The sequence below is a fragment of the Paraburkholderia sp. SIMBA_054 genome (genome assembly GCF_046534875.1).
GTDB lineage: Bacteria > Pseudomonadota > Gammaproteobacteria > Burkholderiales > Burkholderiaceae > Paraburkholderia > Paraburkholderia hospita.
The window spans coordinates 30,046-50,104 of the sequence record NZ_JAWRXV010000026.1 but is presented as its reverse complement, the minus strand read 5'-3'; the positions used below and the strand labels follow the sequence as shown (position 1 = coordinate 50,104).

Here is a 20,059-nt window from a genome sequence, read left to right as displayed (position 1 = left end):
CATGAACGTGGCACGACAGGTGGTGTCTTTTCTCAGCTCGCGCGGCCTCAAGCTCGCGACAGCCGAGTCATGCACGGCGGGGCAGATCGCATCGTGTCTCGCTGAAGTTCCGGGAAGCGGGGCGTGCCTCGACGTGGGCTTCGTGACGTATTCTCCGTCGGGCAAGGCGGGCTTCCTCGGCGTACAGCACGCGACCATGCAGGCACATGGCCTGACGAGCGAAGCCGTCGCCCGCGAGATGGCGGAAGGCGCATTGCAGCAGGAGGCGAGTTGCGCCGATGTTGCCGTAGCCAACACGGGTGTTGCCGACCATCGGACGGACCGCCGCCCGGTACACAATGCTTCGCGTGGGCGTACCGCATGCGCGATGGTCGCATCGTCACGTTTGCAAAAACCCGACGTTTCACCGGCAGCCGCAACGAAATCCGTCATCACGCGGCTCGTTACGCCTTGTCCCGCATCGAGCATTACTTCAACACCCTGGGTTCGCTGCGCTGACCCCGCGTCGCGGCAAGGCGCGAGGCACGGCGGATGCTGGCAACGTCTCCAGGTAATTCATGGAGCGCACGATGAGCACCGTCCACAAGAAGTCAGATGCGTATCAGCACGCAAGCGGAGGCTGGGGTTCCGTCAAGGCCGTAGCAGACGCACTCGTGCATGAACACGCGCCGGTCGCGACGAGCCGCGTGCTGGTTCATCAGAACAAGCCCGACGGCTTCATGTGCGTCAGTTGCTCATGGGCCAAGCCGGCCCATCCGCATCCGTTCGAGTTCTGCGAAAGCGGCGCCAAGGCGACCGCATGGGACTTGACGTCGCGCCGCGTCGATCCTGAATTTTTCGCGGCACATACCGTGAGCGAACTCGAAGCATGGCATGACCACGATCTCGAGGAAGTGGGACGTCTGTGTGCCCCGATGCGCTGGGACGCCGCCACCGACCGGTATGTCGAAACCAGCTGGGAACATGCGTTCGGTGAGATCGGAGGCGAGCTGCGGGCGCTCGATCCCGATTCTGTCGTGTTCTACACATCGGGGCGTGCGTCGCTCGAAACCTCATACATGTACCAGCTTCTCGCGCGCATGTACGGCACCAACAATCTGCCCGACAGTTCGAACATGTGTCATGAAAGCACGAGTGTCGGCCTCAAGGAGGCGATTGGCGTCGGCGTCGGGACCGTCACGCTCGACGATCTCACCCAGACCGATCTGATGTTCTTCTTCGGCCAGAACGTCGGAACCAACAGTCCGCGCATGCTGCACGACCTTCAGGCGGCGCGCGAGCGCGGCGTGCCGATCATCACGTTCAATCCGATCCGCGAGCCGGGGCTGGTCAGCTTCGTGAATCCCCAGTCGCCGTCGCAGATGCTCAAGCCTGGCGCGACGCAGATCAGCACGCAGTACCACCAGGTGAAGGCGGGCGGTGACTCCGCGGCGATTGCCGGCATTTGCAAGGCAGTGATCGAAGCGGACGACCGCGCGCAGTCGGAAGGTGGCGCACGCATTATCGACGTTGCCTTCATCGCCGCGCACACGACAGGCTTCGACGCGTTTGCCAGCTATGTGCGCAACACCGGCTGGGAGGAGATCGAACAGGAGAGCGGCCTGCCACGCGAAGCGCTGATCGCGGCCGCCGACGAGTACATGCGAGCCAGGGCCGTCATCGCGCACTACGGCATGGGGTTCACGCAACATCGGATGGGTGTGCAGAACGTGCGGATGATCGTGAACCTGCTGCTTCTGCGCGGCAACATCGGCAAGCCGGGAGCAGGTCCATCGCCGATACGCGGACATTCGAACGTGCAAGGCCAGCGCACGGTGGGTATCACGGAAAAACCGTCGCTTGTGCCGCTCGACAAGCTCACCGAACAATACCATTTCGAGCCGCCACGCCATGAGGGCATGGCGACTGTGGATGCGTGCAAGGGCGTGATCGACGGTCGCGTGCGGGCGGTGATGCAGCTTGGCGGCAACCTCGTCAGATCGGTTCCGGACCGTTACGCGATCGAACCGGCATGGCGCAAGCTACGCCTGACCGTGCACGTCGCGACCAAGCTCAACCGGAGTCATCTCGTGCATGGGGAAGTGTCTTACCTGCTGCCCTGCCTGAGCCGTATCGAGATCGACGCGCGCCTTGGCAAGGCGCAGGCGGTCTCGATGGAGGACAGCACGGGCTGCATGCACGGCTCGCGCGGCGTCGCGTTGCCGGCAAGCGACCGTCTGCTGTCGGAACCGGCCATCGTGGCGGGGATTGCGATGGCCACGCTCGATCAGTCATCGGTCGACTGGGAAGCATGGAGCAACGACTATGCGCTGATCCGCGATGCGATCGCGCAAACCTACCCTGACATCTTTCACGACTTCAACGCGCGCCTATGGACGCCCGGCGGCTTTCACCGTCCGCTGCCAGCGCGCGAACGGAAGTGGCAAACGAAGAGCGGTAAAGCGGAGTTTCTTGTGCCCGGGACATTGAACGAAGACCCCGACATGCCGGAGCGCAGTCCCACCGATTTACGTCTGTTCACGTTGCGCAGCGACAGCCAGTTCAACACGACGATCTATCGGCTCGACGACCGCTTTCGCGGCATCAGCGGCACGCGGATGGTCGTATTGATGAATCCCGCGGACATCGCGCGTCAAGGGCTCGAAGCGGGCATGTCGATATCGCTCGAAGCCGTATCGCCCGATGGCGTGAAGCGTCAGGTAGATGGTTTCAGGGTCGTGAGTTTCGATCTGCCGGAAGGGTGCGTCGGCGGTTACTACCCCGAATGCAATCCGCTCATTCCGCTGTCGCACCACGCGAAGGAAAGTAAGGTGCCGGCTGCGAAGTCGGTGCCTGTGCGGATCGTGCGTGAACGCATGTGAAACCCGGTTGAGAGAGAACCCGGGCAGGCGGCCGGGCGGCTGCCTGCATGCTGCCGCGCTGTGCTCAACGTCGCGTCGTGGTATCGGATGCGGGCACGCGCAGTGGCGTGTCGCTGTCGTCGCGAGAAGGCGTCCCGCTTAGCGCGGCGACGACCTCTGCCCCCAGCAGGAAAACGGCGGCGCAAAAGTATAGCCACATCATCAGCACGGCAAGCGAGCCGGCCGCGCCGAACGAGCCCGCAGTGCCTGCGTGTGCCAGATAAAAGCCGAACAGATGGCGCCCCACCGTAAAGAATACCGCCGCAACAAGCCCTCCGATCATCGCGGGCCGAACCGGGACGTGCGTGTCGGGCAGCCACTTGATGAGCGCGCCCAGTCCAACCGTCAGTATCACAAGGCCGAGCAGCGTCTGCGCTACCTCGGCGAAAACGCTGAGCGCCATGCTGCCAAAAAGTGCGTTTCCTACTGTCTGAACTGCGGCGTCGAGAACGAGCGAGACGACGAGCAGGAATGCAAGACCCATCACCAGACCGAGCGAAACGAGCCGCGCTCGCAACAGCAGCGCGACGCCTGCAAGTCCTTTCGGCGAACTGGTGCGGAACACGACGTCGAGAGCCGTGTTGAGCGACGAGAACGTTGCCGATGCGCCGACGGCAAGCAGCACGATGGATATCAACGCCGCGATGCCGCCGTTGCCCGAGTAGTGCGCATGTTCGACGATCGACTGTATCGCGCTGGCCGCGTCCGCGCCGAGAATGCCTTTGATCTGGTTGAACAGTTTTCCCTGCGCGGCGTCGCGTCCGAAGAACCAGCCGATGATCGCCAGCACGATCAGAAGCGTCGGCGCGAGTGAGAATGCGCAGTAGAAGGCGACGCTGGCGCCCAGCGTCGTGCACCGGTCGCTGGAGAACCGGCTTGCGACCTCTTTCACAAACGCGACGACGCCGCGGCCGCCACGGGGCGACGGCCGGGAATGACGTGATGGCTTTAGAACGTTGGTCGGTTGCATGGCGGACGTCCTGAGCGCGGCGGTGAAGACGATCGACATTCAGCAATGGCTGTGCCCTGCACATCGGGTTACACATGCGACGCGTCGAAGATCCGAGCCGTCTGTTCGGTCACCCTCCTGCGCGTTCGCGCTGCAACGCTGGCTCGGCGTGTCCGTTCTGCACACCCGGCGCACATGAAACGGGGTACGAAAGCGCCGAGAAATAAGGGACTGTCTTCGCCAGACCCGCTTCGAGCGACGTCACGGGCGCCCATGCAAGCAATTGCGTGGCGCGCGTGATATCCGGCTGCCGGTGCCACGGGTCGTCGATGGGCAGCGGACGAAACCCGATTTCCGACTTCGAACCCGTAATCTCGACGATCTGTTGCGCGATCTGCAGCATCGACACTTCATGCGGATTGCCGAGATTGACGGGACCGTCTGGATAGTTCCGCAGGTTCATCAGCCGGAGGAACGCGTCGATCATATCGTCGACGTAACAGAATGAGCGCGTCTGGGAGCCATCGCCATACACTGTCAACGGTTCGCCGCTCAACGCCTGCATCACGAAGTTCGACACGACCCGCCCGTCGGCGGGATGCATGCGTGGCCCATAGGTGTTGAAAATGCGCGCGATGCGGATGTCGAGTCCATGCTGACGGCGATAGTCCATGAACAGCGTCTCGGCGCAACGTTTGCCTTCGTCATAACAGGAGCGTGGGCCAATGGGATTCACGTGTCCCCAGTAGTCCTCCGTCTGCGGATGCACGCGCGCGTCGCCATAGACCTCGCTGGTCGATGCCTGAAAGATCTTCGCCTTCACGCGTTTCGCGAGTCCCAGCATATTGATTGCGCCGTGCACGCTGGTTTTCGTCGTCTGCACGGGGTCGTGCTGATAATGAATCGGCGACGCTGGGCAAGCGAGGTTATAGATTTCGTCCACTTCGACATAGAGCGGAAACGTGACGTCGTGGCGCATCAGTTCGAAGTTCGCGCAGTCGAACAGATGCGCGATATTGTCCTTCGTGCCCGTGTAGAAGTTGTCCACGCATAGCACGTCGTGTCCTTGCGCGACGAGCCGCTCGCATAGATGCGAGCCGAGAAAACCTGCGCCGCCTGTGACGAGGATGCGTTTGCGCGATGCCTCTTTCATGATCGTGCTCCTGGCAAAGTCTCAGGCCGTGACCTGAGTGAGCGTGTCGTGCCAGTCCTGCACGAAACGGTCGATATGGAAGCGCTCCAGCGCCGTGCGTCGTGCGTTTGCGCCCAGCACGCGCGCCAATGACGGATCGCGCAGCAACATTTGCATCGAATCGCACAGCGCACCGTTGCTGGTATGAATGAAGCCATTCTCGCCATTGCGGATGACCGTCGAGAGTTCGGTTGTCGCGAGGCCGACAATGGGCAGGCCGATCGTCATTGCCTCCACGACCGCAAGCCCGAGGCTGGTCCAGCGGATCGGATTGAAAAAGAAGCGGTAGCGCGCGATAAAAGCGGCCAGTTCCATATTGCCGATCTCGCCGATACCGCAGCAGCTCTGCGCATCCATGCCGACCAGATCGAGCGGCACCTGCGAGCGCATCTGCGTGAACACATCCGCGCCGAGGCGCCGCCCGCGCTGCGCGAGATGGTTAACGACGACGATCCCGCACTCCCGTTCGCCGCTATAGCGCACGCCTTCGGGCACGACCACGCCATGCTCGATCACGCGCGTGGGCGTCGCACCGCAGTCCCACATGAGCTGGTTGAAATGCGTGACGTGCACGAGCAGCGTGTCGGGGTCGTCAACCCAATGCCATTGCTGATACGGGTTTTCCATCGGCGGATCGTGCTCGATGTACACGCGCGGCAAGCGACGCTGCGCGATGGACAACACGCTTTCGCGGTCGTGCTCCCAATGCTGGCGATGCTGATACAGCACCACATCGAAATCGCGTGACGCCACGTCGTCGATTCCGACCTCATGTACATTGTCGCCCCACGGCAGCGAGCCGTTCGCGCCTGCGTAGCCGGGCGGGTTGCCGGGCTTCGTGACGAGAAAGAAGTCGTGCGGCACCTGGCTCAGGTAGTACAGGTAATTGCCGTGGACATGCCAGGTCAGCACGCGCAGGCGGCGGCAGCTATGCAACATGGCGGGTCTCCCGGTGAATCGAAATCACTGTTGCTCCTCCCGCGTGCAGCAGGCATGACGCCGCGGGATGCGCATCGGGGTCGCGCACGAGCATTGCCCGGGCCGTGCCTGCAACCTGCGGCACCGAGACGTTGAGCGCACATTCGTGAGCATAAGGACAGATGCGATAGGCACAGGGGCGGCAAGCCGGATAGTCGGCCAGCACGCGATGCCGCTCGCGGTCAAGCGGCGCCCAACGGCGCGTGTCGCTACCCGACGCGATGACCACGCTCGGCGTGCGCATCGCGGCTGCGATGTGCGAGATGCCCGTGTCGTTGCAAACCACGAGCCGCGCCCGCGCGACCAGCGCGGCCAGCGATCCCAGCGAAGTCGACCCGGCGAGGTGCAGGGCGGGCGCTGCCATCAGTCCGAGCACGGCAGCCGTCAGTTCGGCTTCGCTGGCCGTGCCTGTGATCGCGATCTGCCAGCCGTCGGCGGCAAGCGTGTCGGCGACTTCGGCGAAGCGTGCCACGGGCCAGCGTCGTGATGGCAACTGCGCGCCGGGGTGAACCAGCACGAGGCGGTCCGGCTCGATGCCATGCGTGGCGATCAGCGCGTCCAGTTCGCGCTGGTCGTGCGCCGTCAGATCGAACGAGAGCGCATCGCTTTCGCACGGCGCGCCCATTGCGTTGGTCAGCGCGAGATAGCGGTGTGGCTCCGGCAGCAAGTCCGGCCATTCGATAAAGCAGCCAGCGCGCGGGATCTCGTCATGCTGCACGAAGCCCGCATTGGCGCGCGCATCGAAGCTGCAAACGATGTCGTTCGCTACGCCGCCGCTGCCGTGCAATTGAATCGCGAGATCGAAACGCCGTTCGCGCATAGCGTCGACGAACGCAGGCAATGCAGTCTCGTCTTCGCGCTGTTCGGGAAAGCCGGGCGCGCCCGGAAATTCGATCAGTTCGTCGAGCAGGTCCGGAAAGCGGTCGATGAAGGCCCGTGCCCAGGGCAGACCGATCAACGCGATATGCGCACGCGGCGCGCCGCGGCGGAGAGCACGGAGTGCAGGCACGCTGCACAGCATGTCGCCGAGTTGCAGCGCGCGGAAGATGACGATGCGCTGCGGGTCGAGTCGTTCGAGAAAGGAATTCACAGGAAGAACACCTTGTAGCGAAGCGCGCCGCGCAGGCGCCAGTAGATGGACAGAAACGGGATCAACACGGATGTCCATCCCATTTCGGCAATATGTGTCAGGTCGCGGCGCGTATGACGCAGGCGCGCGGCGCAAAACGCCGCAGTCAGCACACCCCACACTGCGAGGGCGAGCGAGGCCAGACGCTGCTGGCCTGCGAGCGCTGCGATCACGGCGCACAGCAGACTTGCCACGATCGCGTAATAGCGCAGCGGCGGTCCCGTATCGATCCGCTGCCGGTACAACGCGGGATGCTTGCGATATAGCAGCGCCTCGAACTGGCTCTTCTTCTGCTGCGACAGACTTACGCCCCATCGCGCAGGACGGACCGGATGGACGACCACCGCCTTATCGGCATGAATCACGCTGGCGCCCGCTTGCAGCATCGCGAATTGCAGGTCCGAATCTTCACGCCATGCGGACGTGAACCGTTCGTCGAAACCGCCCAGCGCGGCAAGCCGGGCCCGGCGCACGAACGCATTGGCCGTCGCGAACTCGGCGCGCGCAAGGCCGCTTGCATCGAGTTCGTAATCGGTAGGCGGGTCGGGCAGCGGCACCATGATCATGCCGGACGCCGCGTCCGCACCCGTGGCAAGCGCGTCGATACCGCCTGTCAACCAGTGTGGATCGGGGATCGTGTCATCGTCGGTAAATGCGATGAGGGGATACCTCGCAGCACGCCATCCCGCATTGCGCGCGCCGGCGGGGCCTCGCGTGGCGGTGACAGGGATATAGCGCACTGTCATGCCGCGGACCGATGCGCACCGTTGCGCGAAACGTTCGACGGCCTCCCGCGTCGCGTCGTCGGGACCGTCGTCGCACACGATGACCTCGTAGCGCGTCATGTCAAGGTCTTGTGCGGCCAGCGCAGCCAGGCAGGTGCCCAGTAACGCGGGCCGCCGGTACGTCGGCACGACGACAGAGATCGCATCATGCAGAGGTCCGCCTGTCGCACCGGATGCCGCCGATATTGCGCCGTCAGTGCGTGCGTTCATCGTCCAGCCTCGTTTGCCGACGCGCCCGTCACGCCGGAACCCGCTTTCTCGACGATGAATGGGCCGATTACGAGCGCGTCGAGCGGCGAGGTCCAGAACGACTCGACCGCATCGCGAGGCGAATTGACCATCGGCTCGCCGCGCGTGTTGAACGACGTATTGACCAGCACGGGCACGCCCGTGCGTTGCCGGAACGCATCGAGCAGATCGTAGTAGAGCGCGTGCTGCAGGCGGTTCACGGTCTGCACGCGCGCCGTGCCGTCCACGTGCCGCACGGCGGGAATGCGCGCGGCCTGCTCCTCTCGCACATCGAATATGAAGAGCATGAAGGGCGCGCGCTGTCCCCCGACGAACCAGTCGGCAGCATGCTCTTCCATTACGACGGGCGCGACGGGCCGAAAATCTTCGCGGTCCTTGATCTCGTTGAGCTTTGCCTGCATGCCGGGGTCCATCGGCGAAGCCAGAATCGAGCGGGCGCCCAAGGCGCGCGGCCCGAATTCAGTGCGCCCCTGATACCAGCCGATTACCTTGTTCGCGGCGAGCATGTCGGCGGTTTCGGTGACGACATCGTGCGCCCGCCGGTAGGGAATCTTCGACCATTGCAGAAAGCGCTCGATTTCGTCGTCGCCGTACGCGGGACCGAGATACGCATGATCCATCGCCCAATGGCGAGTGCCGTCCCCGCGCTCACGATAGTCGGTCCACAACGCCGCGCCGAGCGCCGTGCCCGCATCGCCGGCAGCAGGCTGCACCCATACTTCTTCGAACGGCCCGAGATCGCGCACCTTCGAATTCATGACGCAGTTGAGCGCGACGCCGCCCGCCATGCACAAACGTGTCAACCCCGTCTGCCGATGCAGCCAGCGCGCGAGGTGCAGCACGGTTTCTTCAAGCACACATTGCAACGAATGGGCAATGTCGAAGTGACGCTGTTCGAGCGGGCCGCCGCGTTCGCGCGGCGCGCCGAACCGTTCGACGAGGCGCGGCGCATCGACGGTATAGGTGCCGTCCTGCCGCGTTCTGACGATCTCGCGGAACTGATCGACATACGCAGGCTTGCCGTACGATGCGAGGGCCATGACCTTGTACTCGTCCGACGAATGCAGAAACCCGAGCCATGCTGTCACGGCCTCATACAGAAGGCCAAGCGAGTGCGGCAATTCCACCTGTCGCAGCCGCGTGTACTGGCCGCCGACGAACTGGCCCATACTGGTGGTCACGCCTTCGCCGCGCCCATCCATCGTGAGCACGGCGCTATCCTCGAAGGGACTGGCGAGAAAGGCGCTGGCTTCGTGCGCGAGGTGGTGATCGACGAAATGCCAGCTGAATCCGCGCGTGCGGTCCACATCCCTGAAACGCTTCGACAGATGATGCGGTGCGCCGTCGAGCAGTTGCGCTTTCGCATTCGCGATATAGCTCAGAAAGAGCGGGTCCCACGGCGATTGCGATGGGTTCGCGATCTTGTGCAGCGTGGGATCGAATGGCAGCTCAATCGTCGCGCGCGCCTCCTTCGGCATACCTGCGAACAGTGCCGGGTCGTACGAGTAGGCAACGTGACCGACGTCTTTCAGCGCAATGCCCGCTGCGCCAAGACAGTAGTCGATCGCATCGAACGGGAGTTGCCACGTCGAAAACGGCACAGGCCGCTTCGCATGCTTAACGTGCGTGAACCGTTCGTCTTCGGCCGCGGCCAGCACGACGCCATCGCGCACCAGAACGGCTGCGCTGTCGTGATAGACGGCATTGATTCCCAGTGTGTACATGAGCGTCATTCCGTATGGGTTGCAATTGAATGGCCGGCGGGCCGCGCAGAAACCGGTGTCCCGCCTGTCTCGTCGATCAGCGCCAATGCCGCGTCGGCAACATCGGCGGGCGATATGCCTCGCAGACAGGCGTGGTGTTTCTCGGGGCACACGCTGCGATAGCACCAGCGGCATTCGACGTCGTTGAACAACACGCGGTGCGGCGTTTGCCACGGGCCATGCTGCGGATTAGTCAGCGCGTACAGGTCCACGACAGGCGCACCCAGTGCGGACGCAATATGCACGGGCCCGCTGTTGTTCGAAATGACCACCGCGGCGCGCTCGATCAGCGCGGCGAACGCGCCGAGTTCGAAGGCATCCGTCAGGTCGTGCATGAACGGCCGCACGGAAGGGCCGGCGGCATCGATGAGCGTATGCGCGAGCGCGGCCTCGCTTTTGCTGCCCGTGACCAGCACGTTCATGCCTGTTGCGCGCACCAGCCGCGCGGCTGTTTGTGCGAATTGCCCGACGGGATAACGGCGCGATTCGGCGCTCGCGCCCGGATGCATCACCGCGTAGGGTGCATCGGAATCGATGCCGCGCCGCGCGAGAATCGAGTCCAGGGTCTTGCGATCGATGGAGCGCAGTTGCATGCGCATGCGCGTGTCGACGGCGTCCGCTCCAATTGCCTGCACCAGCGACAACTGCCGTCGCACCTCATGCTGCACGCCATGCTCGGGCTCTGTCTCGCGCACCCAGTCGCTCAAGAGCGCATACGGGTTCTCGCGGCAACGCGCGAGCCGCCGATGAATGCCCGCGAGATAGCACATCGTCGCGGCGGGCATGGGATTCTGACTGTAGACGGTGAATATCACCGCGGCGTCGAACTGGCCTTCTTCGAGCCTCTGCTGCATGGCCAGGTCGGCAGGGTGCGAGCGGGGCGGGCGCGCGCCTGCCCATGGCGCGTCATAGCGGATGACTTCATCGACATCGGCGAGGAAGGGGGCGACGGCGGCGCCCGCAGGCGAAGTCAGCAGGGTCAGATGACGGTCCGGACAGGCACCGCGCAGTGCCTGCAGCGCCGGCGTCGTCATCAGCACGTCGCCAAGATTGTCGGTGCGCACACAAAGAATTCGCTTGATGTCGCTGTCCCATCGCGTGAGCGGCGCCGACGCCGCCACGCGCGCATGAGCGGTAACCGGTGGTGGAACCAGTGAGAGGCTTTTCATCACGCCGCCCGCCCGGGAACAGCGCACGCGTCTGCGAGGGAACGCTCGTGATAGTGAAGAATCATCAGCACCGCGCGATGCAGATCGCGCGCATAGGCTATGGGCGCGCGGGAATGCGAGCGATCCCATACCGTCTCGTGCCCGTTGTCGAGCAGGATCGTCTTGCACCCGGCGAGATTGCCGGCTTCGACATCGTCGAGAATATCGCCGATGAACCACGACGCGCGCAGATCGATCTTGTGTTCGCGCGAGGCGCGCAACAGCATGCCGGGCGCGGGCTTGCGGCAGTCGCAGGCCCGCGCGTAAGCGGAAACCGTGCCGGCGGGGTGGTGTGGACACCAGTACACACCATCAAGCGTGGCGCCGCATGAGGCGAACATGTCGTGCAGCTTCGCTTCGACCGCATTGAGCGAGCCGATCTCGAAGCGTCCAAGGGCGACACCGCTCTGGTTGCTGATCACGATCAGCCTGAACGGGCAGCATGCGAGTTCGGACAGCGCCTCGCAGGCGCCGGGCGCGAACCGCATGCGGTCGGGGTCGACGTTATAAGGGTCGTCTTCGATCAGCGTGCCATCCTTGTCGATAAAGACGGCCGCCTTTCGATGATCGACAGAAGGTGTAAACATGGCTACCTCAACTGGATTGCATTCGATCGACACGCCGCTAGCGCGCGGCGCTGCCCGCCGCCGACCGCGGTTTTTCATTGACGCGGCTGCGAGCGGACACGGTGTTGATGTCGGCCACGCGCGCGTACACGGCCCTCAGGGCTGCCGCCACGCCGCTCCAGGTGAACTCGGTGCGCGCCCGGGCGAGGCCTGCCTCGCCCATGCGTCGAGCGAGGGCGGGGTCACGCTGAAGTGCAGCAAGGCGCATTGCTAGCGCAGCGGGATCGCGCGGCGGCACGAGCCAGCCTGTTTCGCCTTCCTTGACCGTATGCCGGATCCCGCCGACGTCCGCGCCGATCACGGGCGTCCCGCACGCCATCGCTTCAACAGGTGTGATGCCGAACGGTTCGTACCATGGCGTCGTCACGAACACATCCGCTGCGCTGTAGAACTGATGCAACTGTTCGCGGCCGCGCCGTCCGACGAAGGTCGTCGCCTGTTCGACGCCGGCATGCCGGGCGATGCCTCGCAGCCTTGCGATTTCAGGCGTGGCGATCTCGTTCGGTGAATCCGAATTGCCGCCGACTACATACAGCTGGGCATCGAGTCCATGCTGAGCCTTCAACACGCCGACGCCGCGAATCACATTGTCGATACCCTTGCGCTGCACGATCCGTCCAAGTTGCAGGACGATGAACCTATGTTGCGGCCATCCCAGCGCAGCGCGTGCCTCGTTGCGCGGCTTCGGATGAAATTCGCCTGCATCGAATCCGCATGGCACGATCTCGATGCGCTCGGCGTCGGCCCCATAGAGGTCGATAAGGTCCGCTTCATCCTGCGGGCATTCGGCGATGACCGCATCCGAATGCCTGACCAGTTCGTCTTCGATCGCGAAGCGTGCATCCGGAAAGCCGTCGTCGCTTCCCTGATGAAGCCGGCGTACGCGGCCAAGCGCATGAAAAGTCGTGACGAGCGGAATGCCGAGTGTGCGTTTCACCTTGAGTCCCGCGAGGCCGGACATGAAGAAGTTGGCGTGCATTACGTGATACGGCGTTCGTTCGCGCCGAAAGAAGCCGGTCAGAAAGTCCGCGAATTCCCCCATGTAGGGCAATAGCGCTTCTTTGGGCAGCTGCAGTGGCGGCCCCGCTGGCACGTGGATAACGCGCACGCCATCCATGTTCGAGATGACCGGCAACAATGCCCGATCGCGGCGAGTGAATACATCGACATCGTGACCGCTTCTTTGCAACTGGCGCGCGACATGAGCGACATAGATGTTCTGTCCGCCGCTATCGACGCCGCCCGCAACCGCAAGGGGAGACGCGTGTTCGCTGATCATGGCAATTTTCATCGTGGTCCCTTGGCAGGTGAGCGGGTGGCGAGAGTGGAGCGCTGCATGTCTGGCTCGCATGTCGGCGGCGCACGAGGTTGGTTCAGCATCCGCTGTGCCGGACGATGAGCATGGGCGTTTTCAACGTCTGGCGAGGCGCGAAAAGTTATTTCTGGAATCGCGCGTGCCTCGAAGCGCTGTGGCGCACCCCGAATTACACGCGCCATGTAAAAGGCGCTGCTCGTGGGGGCTTCATCTGCAACTGAATGCCACGTGTTGATTGGCGTGGCTCGCGCGCAGCGATGTGTGCGCAGTGTTTCGTCGAGCAGGATCGGACGCGCCGATATCGGGATCGAATCTCGCTCGCCTTACTTCGCGCGCCTGAAGGCGCAACTCAACGGACAGAACGATGAACCCGACCCACGCGACGACTCGCGCGCAGATCAAAGGCCTGATCGTCCGCGACCTGCTGGCTGCAGTGCTTAAATATCGAGCGATCACGGCTGCGTCATTCGCGTTGATGATTCTCGCGAAGCTCTCCGCCGTCGCCGTTCCGCTCACACTCAAGCACATCGTCGACGAATTGAGCCATCCCAGGTCGCCGGTCGTATTTCCCGTTTTTCTCGTGCTGGCGTACGCGCTGCTGCGGTTTTTTGCCGATGCGTTGAACGAGGTGCGCGACGTGGTCTTCAGCCCCGTCACGCAGCGCACGGTTGCTGATTTCGCGGAGCGTACCTTCGACCATCTGCAACGGCTCGGCGCGCGCTTTCATGCGCGGCGCGAGACGGGCGCTGTCGTGCGCGACGTGCAAAAGGGCACCGACGGCATCGGCTTTCTGCTCGGCACCGCGCTGTTTTCCATCCTGCCGACCTTCATCGAGATCGGGGCGATCATTGCGATCGTGATGCGCAACTATACGTGGACGTTCACGATCATCATCGCGGCAACCTTTACGTGCTACGCGCTCTATACGTACGTGTTCACCCAGCGGCGTCTCGTGGTGCAGCGTCGCGTGAATGGGATCGAGGCGCAATCGGACGGACGGCTCGTCGATAGTCTGCTGAACTACGATACCGTCAAGTTCTTCGCCACCGAGGAGACCGAAACCCGACGCCTTTCGGACATCCTTGCCCAATGGATCGACGCGCGCATTGCCAACCAGCGCGCGCTGACGGCCCTGCATATCGGGCAAAGCGGCGTGATTGCGACGGGCATCGCTGCCGTCGTGCTGCTGGCAGTGCAGAACGTGACGACGGGTGCCATGAGCGTGGGCGATCTCGTGCTGATCAACGCCTACATCATTCAGGTCTGCATGCCGCTCAACACACTCGGCTTCGTATTCCGCGAGACCAACGACGCGAAGGTCAATGTCGAACGGATGTTCGCGATTCTCATCGCGCGCGGCGTACCGGGTGAAGACATCGACATGCCGGACGCAAAACCGCTGGTCGTCACGCATGGCGCGATCGAGTTCGATCACGTGAACTTCGGTTACGACCCGGCGCGTCCGGTGCTACGCGATGTGACGTTTCACGTGCATCCGGGCCACCGGCTCGCGGTGGTGGGCGGCAGCGGCTCGGGAAAATCCACGCTTGTGCGTTTGTTGTTCCGCATCTATCAGACGGGTTCGGGGCGTGTGTTGATCGATGGTCAGGACGTGCGCGCGATTACGCAGAAAAGCCTGCGCGAAGCGATTGGGATCGTGCCGCAGGATACGGTGCTGTTCAACGAGACGATTGCCTACAACATTGCCTATGGAAGACAGGGTGCAACGCGCGCCGACGTGGTGCGCGCGGCGCGTGCAGCACAGATCGACGAGTTCATCGAGCGCTTGCCCGATCACTATGACACACGGGTCGGCGAGCGCGGCGTGCTGTTATCGGGCGGCGAGCGGCAGCGCATTGCGATTGCCCGCGCGATACTGAAAGACCCTCGCATCATCGTCTTCGACGAAGCGACCTCTGCGCTCGACACCCGCTCTGAACGTGCGATCCAGGCGGAGTTGAACCGGCTTGCATGCGGACGCACATCGGTTTCGATCGCGCACCGGTTATCGACGGTGGTCGACGCAGACTGGATTCTCGTGATGGAGCACGGCCGGATTGTCGAGCAGGGCACGCATGAGGATCTGCTTGCCCGCAACGCGGTTTACGCGAAGATGTGGGCGTTGCAGTGGCAGCAGGGCGAACTCGAGCATCTGCAGAGAAAGGTATCGTCGGAGTCGGTGAGGATCGGTGCGCTGATTGCCGATGCGCTGGGTCCTTTGCGAGGCGCGATTGCGCAACGTCGCATCGTATGGCAGACGGTCGTGCCACAAGAGGACCTGCGTGTGACGGGCGACCCCGTCGAGTTGCAGCAGGCGGTCGGCATGTTGTGCCAGAGGGAGATCGAACAGACGCGGGCAGGCGGGCGCGTGGAACTTCGTGTCGAGCGTCAGGGCAATCATGCGTGGATCAGCGTGACCGGGGCGCATGACAGCCCGCTGGAATTGTCGCAGGCAACCGCTGGCGCGATCGAAGCAAAGCTGACAGCTTCGGGCGGCCGGCTGACGGTGATACCCATCGGTCACCGTCTTGCATATGGACTGGTTCTGCCTTTGCGGCCGGTTCTGGATGACGATCATGCGAACGGGCAACGCCCGGCGGCTGCCGATGCGCCACAGACCGTCATCGATACGCAAAGGCCGCTCGAAGGCTTGCGCGTGCTTGCGATCGACGATCAGGAAGACGCGCGCGATGCATTGGAGGCAGTGCTGACAATGAGCGGCGCGCAAGTGCAGCTCGCCGGCTCGGGCGACGAAGCGCTCGCCGTTCTCGCGCAGATGGCGGCGAACGCCGGGCCGCAGATACTGCTTTGCGATATCGTGCTCGGCGCAGAAGACGGATATCAGGTTCTGGCGCGCATCAGGGACTTCGAAACCCGGCAAGGCGTGAGCGCGCACGACCGGATGCCGGGCATCGCATTGACGGGATTTTCGCAGGCGGGCGATCAGGATCGCGCGCGGCAGGCCGGCTTCGTCATGCATTTGGCCAAGCCCGTCGCGGCGCCCGTGCTGATCGGAGCGATTCTCGACGTGACGGGTAGGGCTCGCGTATAGGACGTTAGCCGTGCGACATTATGGTTCAACGGATTCCGGGCAGTTTTGTTGCCGCGAGCGCGCCGTTTGCGCGCGTGTCGCGTGCAGCGTCGATGCGCGTCGGCGTTCGTGCCGCTTCACTTCACGCAGCATCCGTAGCACGTCTCGCGACGCGCGTCGACGTTCGCCTATCGCCCACGCGAAGCCGCGCACCAGTGTCTCGCCGTCACTCAACAGCGTGCCTTCGCGCCAGAAGACAAGGAGCGCATCGAGCGTCCGTCCGATGGCGACGCCAACGGGCAGTCGCAACCAGGCAATCCACGCGGCGTTGCGCGCGAGCATGCGCCGCCGCAATGCGCTGTCGCGCGCAGTGGATGGATGGTGGGCGACGGTGAGCGAGTCACAGTACGCGATTGCATGACCTCGCTCCAGCACGTCGAGTGCGAGCAGTTCTTCTTCGCCGCCGATGAAAAGGCGCGCATCATACCCGCCGCACTCGCGGAACACGGCTGTTCTGAAGACGGACGCGCCCGCCATATAACCGACGAGAGCCGGGCCGGGCAATCCCGTCGCATCGAGCGGGCTGTGCCGCATGACCACGCAGGTCGGGTCGGTTTCACCCGCATCGCCGACGACGATGCGCGCATTGAGCACCGCCGCGCGCGGCGCCGCATCGAGCGCACGGACGGCTTGCGCGAGGGAACCCGGCTCCCACCAGGTGTCGTCGTCGCAGAAGGCGACATATTCCGTCTCGACGTATGCGACGGCCTGATTGCGGCCTGCCGCGCCGCTGTTGCTGCCGCACTGGACGACGCATATGTCGGGGAATGCGAGGCCGATCATGCGGACCGTGTCGTCCGTGGATGCGTTATCGGCGACGATAATCCGCGGACACTCCGGCAATGCACGCAGCCGGAACAACGTTTCGCGCAGACGCGCCGCGCGGTTGTGCGTCAGTACGACGACCGAAATGCGCGATCGCGCGTCCTTCAGTCCAGCAGCGATGCCATTGCTCACTGGATGCGTGAAATTTCTTTCGATACAGCCGATGGGCTGTCGTAATTGTGATCGGGCAGTCTGTCGATCAGATCGACGATATCCGTGTTGGCGCGATTCTGCCGGGCGCGCTCCACGAGTTTCTCGCGGGTAGTCGGATAATCGACGCCTGTCAATGCCTTCTTGACATCGATGGGATTGGGTTGGCCGGGGTGACGTTGATCCTGCGAATGGGCGGGATGCTGCGACATGAGTACCCTCCGTTGATTCAATGTGAGTGCTGCGCGAACGGCCGCACGCCGGCTCGCGGTTCATCAACCGCGCAAGCGCAATGCCTGTGCGGCCGCGAACGGCGGGACCTGCGCTTGCTGGTCCACTGGTTCAGCGGTGCGCAACCGCATCTCATTGGGAGAGGGCACATGAAAGCAGTCGTTTTCCACGGCATTGGCGATATACGGCTCGACACCGTTCCCGATCCGGCCATCCAGCAACCGACGGACGTCGTCGTCCGGATCACGTCCAGTGCGATTTGCGGCACCGATCTGCACATGATTCGCGGCACGCATGCCCGGCATGCAGCCCGGCACCATACTCGGGCACGAGGCCGTCGGGATCGTCGAGGAAGTCGGGCGCAACGTGCGCAATCTTCGCAAGGGAGACCGCGTGCTCGTGCCGTCGACAATTTCATGCGGCCATTGCGCGTATTGCCGGGCGGGCTACACGGCGCAATGCGATACGGCCAACCCGAACGGGCCGCTGGCAGGAACGGCGTTTTATGGCGGCCCCAAGGCCACGGGCCCGTTCGATGGTCTGCAGGCCCAGTACGCGCGCGCCGCGCTCGCCCACGCAAGTCTGATCCGTCTGCCCGACAACATCGACGACGATCGCGCCATCCTCATGTCGGATATCTTCCCGACCGGCTTCTTCGGCGCACAACTTGCGGAAGTGCAACTGGGCGATACCGTTGCCGTGTTCGGCGCGGGGCCCGTCGGTCAGTTCGCGGTCGCCAGTGCGAAGTTGATGGGCGCGGGCCGGGTGATCTGCGTGGACCGTGTGCCGTCGCGGCTCGACATGGCCCGCGCCCAGGGCGCCGAGGTGGTCGATTTCGACGTCGACGATCCCGTGCAGACCATACTTGAGCTGACGGGCGGCATCGGCGTGGACCGCGTGATCGATGCCGTCGGCGTCGACGCGGTGCGAGCCGCTCAAGGGCCGGCCGCGAGCGCGCAGCAGGACAGGCAGCAGACCTTCGACCAGGAGCGCGACGAAATCGCACCTGAGCGCAACGAGCAGGGCGGACACTGGACGCCCGGCAGCGGCCCGTCTCAGGTGCTGCAGCGGGCCGTGAAGGCGGTCGCGAAAGCGGGCACGGTGTCGATCATCTGCGTGTATCCGGCGAATGACCGTTTTTTCCCGATAGGCGAAGCGATGAATCGCAACCTGTCGGTCAGGATGGGCAACTGCAATCACCGCGCGATTACACCGCACCTGGTCGAACTGGTAGCGAACGGATCGTTCGATCCGATTTCCGTGCTGACACAACGTGAGCCGATCACCAATGCGATCGAAGCTTACCAGGCATTCGATGCACGCGAGCCGGGCTGGATCAAGGTGAAACTCGAGCCTTGATCGATCGCGAGCGTCGCATGAAGGGCCGCCGTGACGTTGCTTCGGTTCCGCCTGGGCCGGCATCGGATCGCCGGCTCTTCGTATGGAAACGATGGTCATGGTCCGCGCGACAGCGTTGCCTCACTGCAAGCGCATCGGCTAACCCCGTGCCGAATCGGGGTGAATGATCTGCACCGCACTCGCACGAGCGCCCGGCGTAGGGGCAACATCCTCCATCAGCAATGAAGCGCGCACGCCGTCAGTCGCTTCGTCCAGCGAACGGTTCAGCGCGATGAAAGTGCTGTTGATACGGCTCCCGGCGGCTCCCGGCGCCGCCAACGGCGTCGGTGAATGCGTCCAGTGCGATCTCGTTCAGATGTCGCCGGTAGGCGGCCGCTTTCGCGGTGCCCGCCAGCGCAAAACTTGTCTGCAAACGCCACGCGCCAAGCGGCGAATACTCGTTTGCAGCCTCTAGCGCGATTGCCTGCTGCTCGTCGAGCGACGCATGTATCGCCTTGCTGTTCAGTTTCGCAATCCTCCCGGCTGTCTCGACACAAAGCTGCGCCAGATCGATCAACCGGTTTGCGGGCCACGCGTCGTGCTCGCGGACGGTGTCGGCTGCATCGTTGGGCAAAGCAATGAGACTTTCGCTCATGTTGAACTCCTTCAGGGGTTGAAGACTTTGTCGAGGGCGAATGGGCTCGCCGCTGTGCGCCGCCGCAATCGCCATTCCACTTTCGGCTCCGCGATGCAGTGCCCGTCACGTGGTACGTGCCATGCTCGGACGTCGAGGTCTTCAAGGAGTGTGTGTTGATGGATCGACAGATAAGACGGACGGTCGCCGAGGATTACCCCGAGATCTGTTCGTGGATCCCCGATGCAACGGTCTGCCGTCAATGGGCGGGGCCTGCTATCGCGTTTCCTCTCCAGTCTGATCTCATCGCGACAGAACTCGTGAAAGAGGGGCAACGGAGTTTCAGTGTGCTCGACGGAGGGCGTGTAGCCGGATTCGGGCAGTTCTGGGTGATCGAGCCGGGCGCGGTTCATATCGGACGGGTCGTCGTGTCGCCGCACTGTCGCGGCAGAGGCATCGGACGTTATCTCGTGCAGGCACTCGTCATGGAAGGGCTGAACTCAACGGGCGCAGGCCGCGCGACGCTCCGGGTTGCGTCCGGAAACGACCGCGCCCGGGCCCTGTATGCAAGCATGGGCTTCGAAGCGGTGCCGGAGCGCTCCACGCCGGACGTCCTCTTCATGCAGCGGTTTGCGTGAATGCATGCCGCGCATCCAGCGGGCCGGGCGCTTACTAGATCTTGCTAGATAGTTGACA

15 protein-coding genes and 2 pseudogenes are annotated in these 20,059 nt (G+C 63.6%); 5 read left to right on the top strand and 12 right to left on the bottom strand.

The features are described 5' to 3' along the window. Nucleotide 1: 1 nt before the first annotated feature. Together SB822_RS28640 and SB822_RS28635 are read left to right on the top strand one after the other, a co-directional pair. A pseudogene (locus tag SB822_RS28640) lies at nucleotides 2–498 on the top strand (CinA family protein). A gap of 71 nt (nucleotides 499–569) precedes the next feature. Then, nucleotides 570–2,861, top strand: coding sequence for an FdhF/YdeP family oxidoreductase (locus SB822_RS28635; RefSeq protein ID WP_410856151.1), 2,292 nt, complete (start codon nucleotides 570–572; stop codon nucleotides 2,859–2,861). A 64-nt stretch (nucleotides 2,862–2,925) separates the two neighbouring features. On the opposite strand, the gene SB822_RS28630 is transcribed toward SB822_RS28635, so the two are convergent. The 9 genes from SB822_RS28630 to SB822_RS28590 form a co-directional block, all read right to left on the bottom strand. Beyond that, nucleotides 2,926–3,870, bottom strand: a complete 945-nt coding sequence (locus SB822_RS28630; protein WP_410856150.1) for a YihY/virulence factor BrkB family protein — start codon at nucleotides 3,868–3,870, stop codon at nucleotides 2,926–2,928. A gap of 109 nt (nucleotides 3,871–3,979) precedes the next feature. Continuing rightward, nucleotides 3,980–5,002, bottom strand: coding sequence for a UDP-glucuronic acid decarboxylase family protein (locus SB822_RS28625; RefSeq protein WP_410856149.1), 1,023 nt, complete (start codon nucleotides 5,000–5,002; stop codon nucleotides 3,980–3,982). 21 nt (nucleotides 5,003–5,023) lie between these two features. Next, on the bottom strand, nucleotides 5,024–5,980 hold the full coding sequence (locus SB822_RS28620; RefSeq protein WP_410856148.1) for a glycosyltransferase family 4 protein: 957 nt from the start codon (nucleotides 5,978–5,980) through the stop codon (nucleotides 5,024–5,026). Next, on the bottom strand, nucleotides 5,970–7,109 hold the full coding sequence (locus SB822_RS28615; protein WP_410856147.1) for a glycosyltransferase family 9 protein: 1,140 nt from the start codon (nucleotides 7,107–7,109) through the stop codon (nucleotides 5,970–5,972). The genes SB822_RS28620 and SB822_RS28615 overlap by 11 nt, the downstream gene beginning before the upstream one ends. Then, nucleotides 7,106–8,143 carry a glycosyltransferase gene (locus SB822_RS28610; RefSeq protein ID WP_410856146.1) on the bottom strand — a complete coding sequence of 346 codons (1,038 nt, stop codon included), beginning with the start codon at nucleotides 8,141–8,143 and terminating at the stop codon, nucleotides 7,106–7,108. The genes SB822_RS28615 and SB822_RS28610 overlap by 4 nt, the downstream gene beginning before the upstream one ends. Further along, nucleotides 8,140–9,906 (bottom strand): carbamoyltransferase, encoded by a 1,767-nt coding sequence (locus tag SB822_RS28605; RefSeq protein WP_410856145.1) that lies wholly within the window; start codon nucleotides 9,904–9,906, stop codon nucleotides 8,140–8,142. The genes SB822_RS28610 and SB822_RS28605 overlap by 4 nt, the downstream gene beginning before the upstream one ends. A gap of 5 nt (nucleotides 9,907–9,911) precedes the next feature. Continuing rightward, nucleotides 9,912–11,114, bottom strand: a complete 1,203-nt coding sequence (locus tag SB822_RS28600) for a glycosyltransferase family 9 protein (RefSeq protein ID WP_410856144.1) — start codon at nucleotides 11,112–11,114, stop codon at nucleotides 9,912–9,914. Next, nucleotides 11,114–11,740, bottom strand: a complete 627-nt coding sequence (locus tag SB822_RS28595; protein WP_410856143.1) for a D-glycero-alpha-D-manno-heptose-1,7-bisphosphate 7-phosphatase — start codon at nucleotides 11,738–11,740, stop codon at nucleotides 11,114–11,116. Before SB822_RS28595 ends, SB822_RS28600 begins: the two co-directional genes overlap by 1 nt. A gap of 37 nt (nucleotides 11,741–11,777) precedes the next feature. Then, nucleotides 11,778–13,070: a glycosyltransferase family 4 protein gene (locus tag SB822_RS28590; protein ID WP_410856142.1), complete on the bottom strand. Its 1,293-nt coding sequence runs from the start codon at nucleotides 13,068–13,070 to the stop codon at nucleotides 11,778–11,780. Nucleotides 13,071–13,458: 388 nt separating this feature from the next. Between SB822_RS28590 and SB822_RS28585 the strand changes: the two genes are divergently transcribed. Beyond that, nucleotides 13,459–16,146 carry an ATP-binding cassette domain-containing protein gene (locus SB822_RS28585; protein WP_410856141.1) on the top strand — a complete coding sequence of 896 codons (2,688 nt, stop codon included), beginning with the start codon at nucleotides 13,459–13,461 and terminating at the stop codon, nucleotides 16,144–16,146. Between the two features lie 18 nt (nucleotides 16,147–16,164). On the opposite strand, the gene SB822_RS28580 is transcribed toward SB822_RS28585, so the two are convergent. Next, complete coding sequence (locus SB822_RS28580; protein WP_410856140.1) at nucleotides 16,165–17,142, bottom strand: glycosyltransferase family 2 protein; 978 nt, start codon at nucleotides 17,140–17,142, stop codon at nucleotides 16,165–16,167. Further along, a complete protein-coding gene (locus tag SB822_RS28575) occupies nucleotides 17,139–17,372 on the bottom strand; it encodes a DUF2795 domain-containing protein (RefSeq protein WP_410856139.1) in 234 nt (77 codons plus the stop codon). Before SB822_RS28575 ends, SB822_RS28580 begins: the two co-directional genes overlap by 4 nt. Before the next feature lie 168 nt (nucleotides 17,373–17,540). On the opposite strand from SB822_RS28575, the pseudogene SB822_RS28570 reads away from it, so the two are divergent. Next, nucleotides 17,541–18,750: pseudogene (locus tag SB822_RS28570) on the top strand (zinc-dependent alcohol dehydrogenase). Between the two features lie 238 nt (nucleotides 18,751–18,988). On the opposite strand, the gene phaP reads toward SB822_RS28570, so the two are convergent. Continuing rightward, a complete protein-coding gene (phaP, locus tag SB822_RS28565; RefSeq protein WP_410856138.1) occupies nucleotides 18,989–19,384 on the bottom strand; it encodes a TIGR01841 family phasin in 396 nt (131 codons plus the stop codon). 158 nt (nucleotides 19,385–19,542) lie between these two features. On the opposite strand from phaP, the gene SB822_RS28560 reads away from it, so the two are divergent. Next, nucleotides 19,543–20,001, top strand: a complete 459-nt coding sequence (locus tag SB822_RS28560; protein ID WP_410856137.1) for a GNAT family N-acetyltransferase — start codon at nucleotides 19,543–19,545, stop codon at nucleotides 19,999–20,001. The last annotated feature ends 58 nt before the right edge of the window (nucleotides 20,002–20,059 follow it).

Excerpts from the sequence above, each read along its gene's own strand:
- SB822_RS28595 (WP_410856143.1), bottom strand. The coding sequence starts at position 11,740 with ATGTTTACACCTTCTGTCGATCATCGAAAGGCGGCCGTCTTTATCGAC.
- SB822_RS28635 (WP_410856151.1), top strand. The coding sequence starts at position 570 with ATGAGCACCGTCCACAAGAAGTCAGATGCGTATCAGCACGCAAGCGGA.
- SB822_RS28600 (WP_410856144.1), bottom strand. The coding sequence starts at position 11,114 with ATGAAAAGCCTCTCACTGGTTCCACCACCGGTTACCGCTCATGCGCGC.
- phaP (WP_410856138.1), bottom strand. The coding sequence starts at position 19,384 with ATGAGCGAAAGTCTCATTGCTTTGCCCAACGATGCAGCCGACACCGTC.
- SB822_RS28630 (WP_410856150.1), bottom strand. The coding sequence starts at position 3,870 with ATGCAACCGACCAACGTTCTAAAGCCATCACGTCATTCCCGGCCGTCG.
- SB822_RS28585 (WP_410856141.1), top strand. The coding sequence starts at position 13,459 with ATGAACCCGACCCACGCGACGACTCGCGCGCAGATCAAAGGCCTGATC.
- SB822_RS28620 (WP_410856148.1), bottom strand. The coding sequence starts at position 5,980 with ATGTTGCATAGCTGCCGCCGCCTGCGCGTGCTGACCTGGCATGTCCAC.
- SB822_RS28610 (WP_410856146.1), bottom strand. The coding sequence starts at position 8,143 with ATGAACGCACGCACTGACGGCGCAATATCGGCGGCATCCGGTGCGACA.
- SB822_RS28575 (WP_410856139.1), bottom strand. The coding sequence starts at position 17,372 with ATGTCGCAGCATCCCGCCCATTCGCAGGATCAACGTCACCCCGGCCAA.
- SB822_RS28625 (WP_410856149.1), bottom strand. The coding sequence starts at position 5,002 with ATGAAAGAGGCATCGCGCAAACGCATCCTCGTCACAGGCGGCGCAGGT.
- SB822_RS28605 (WP_410856145.1), bottom strand. The coding sequence starts at position 9,906 with ATGTACACACTGGGAATCAATGCCGTCTATCACGACAGCGCAGCCGTT.
- SB822_RS28590 (WP_410856142.1), bottom strand. The coding sequence starts at position 13,070 with ATGAAAATTGCCATGATCAGCGAACACGCGTCTCCCCTTGCGGTTGCG.
- SB822_RS28560 (WP_410856137.1), top strand. The coding sequence starts at position 19,543 with ATGGATCGACAGATAAGACGGACGGTCGCCGAGGATTACCCCGAGATC.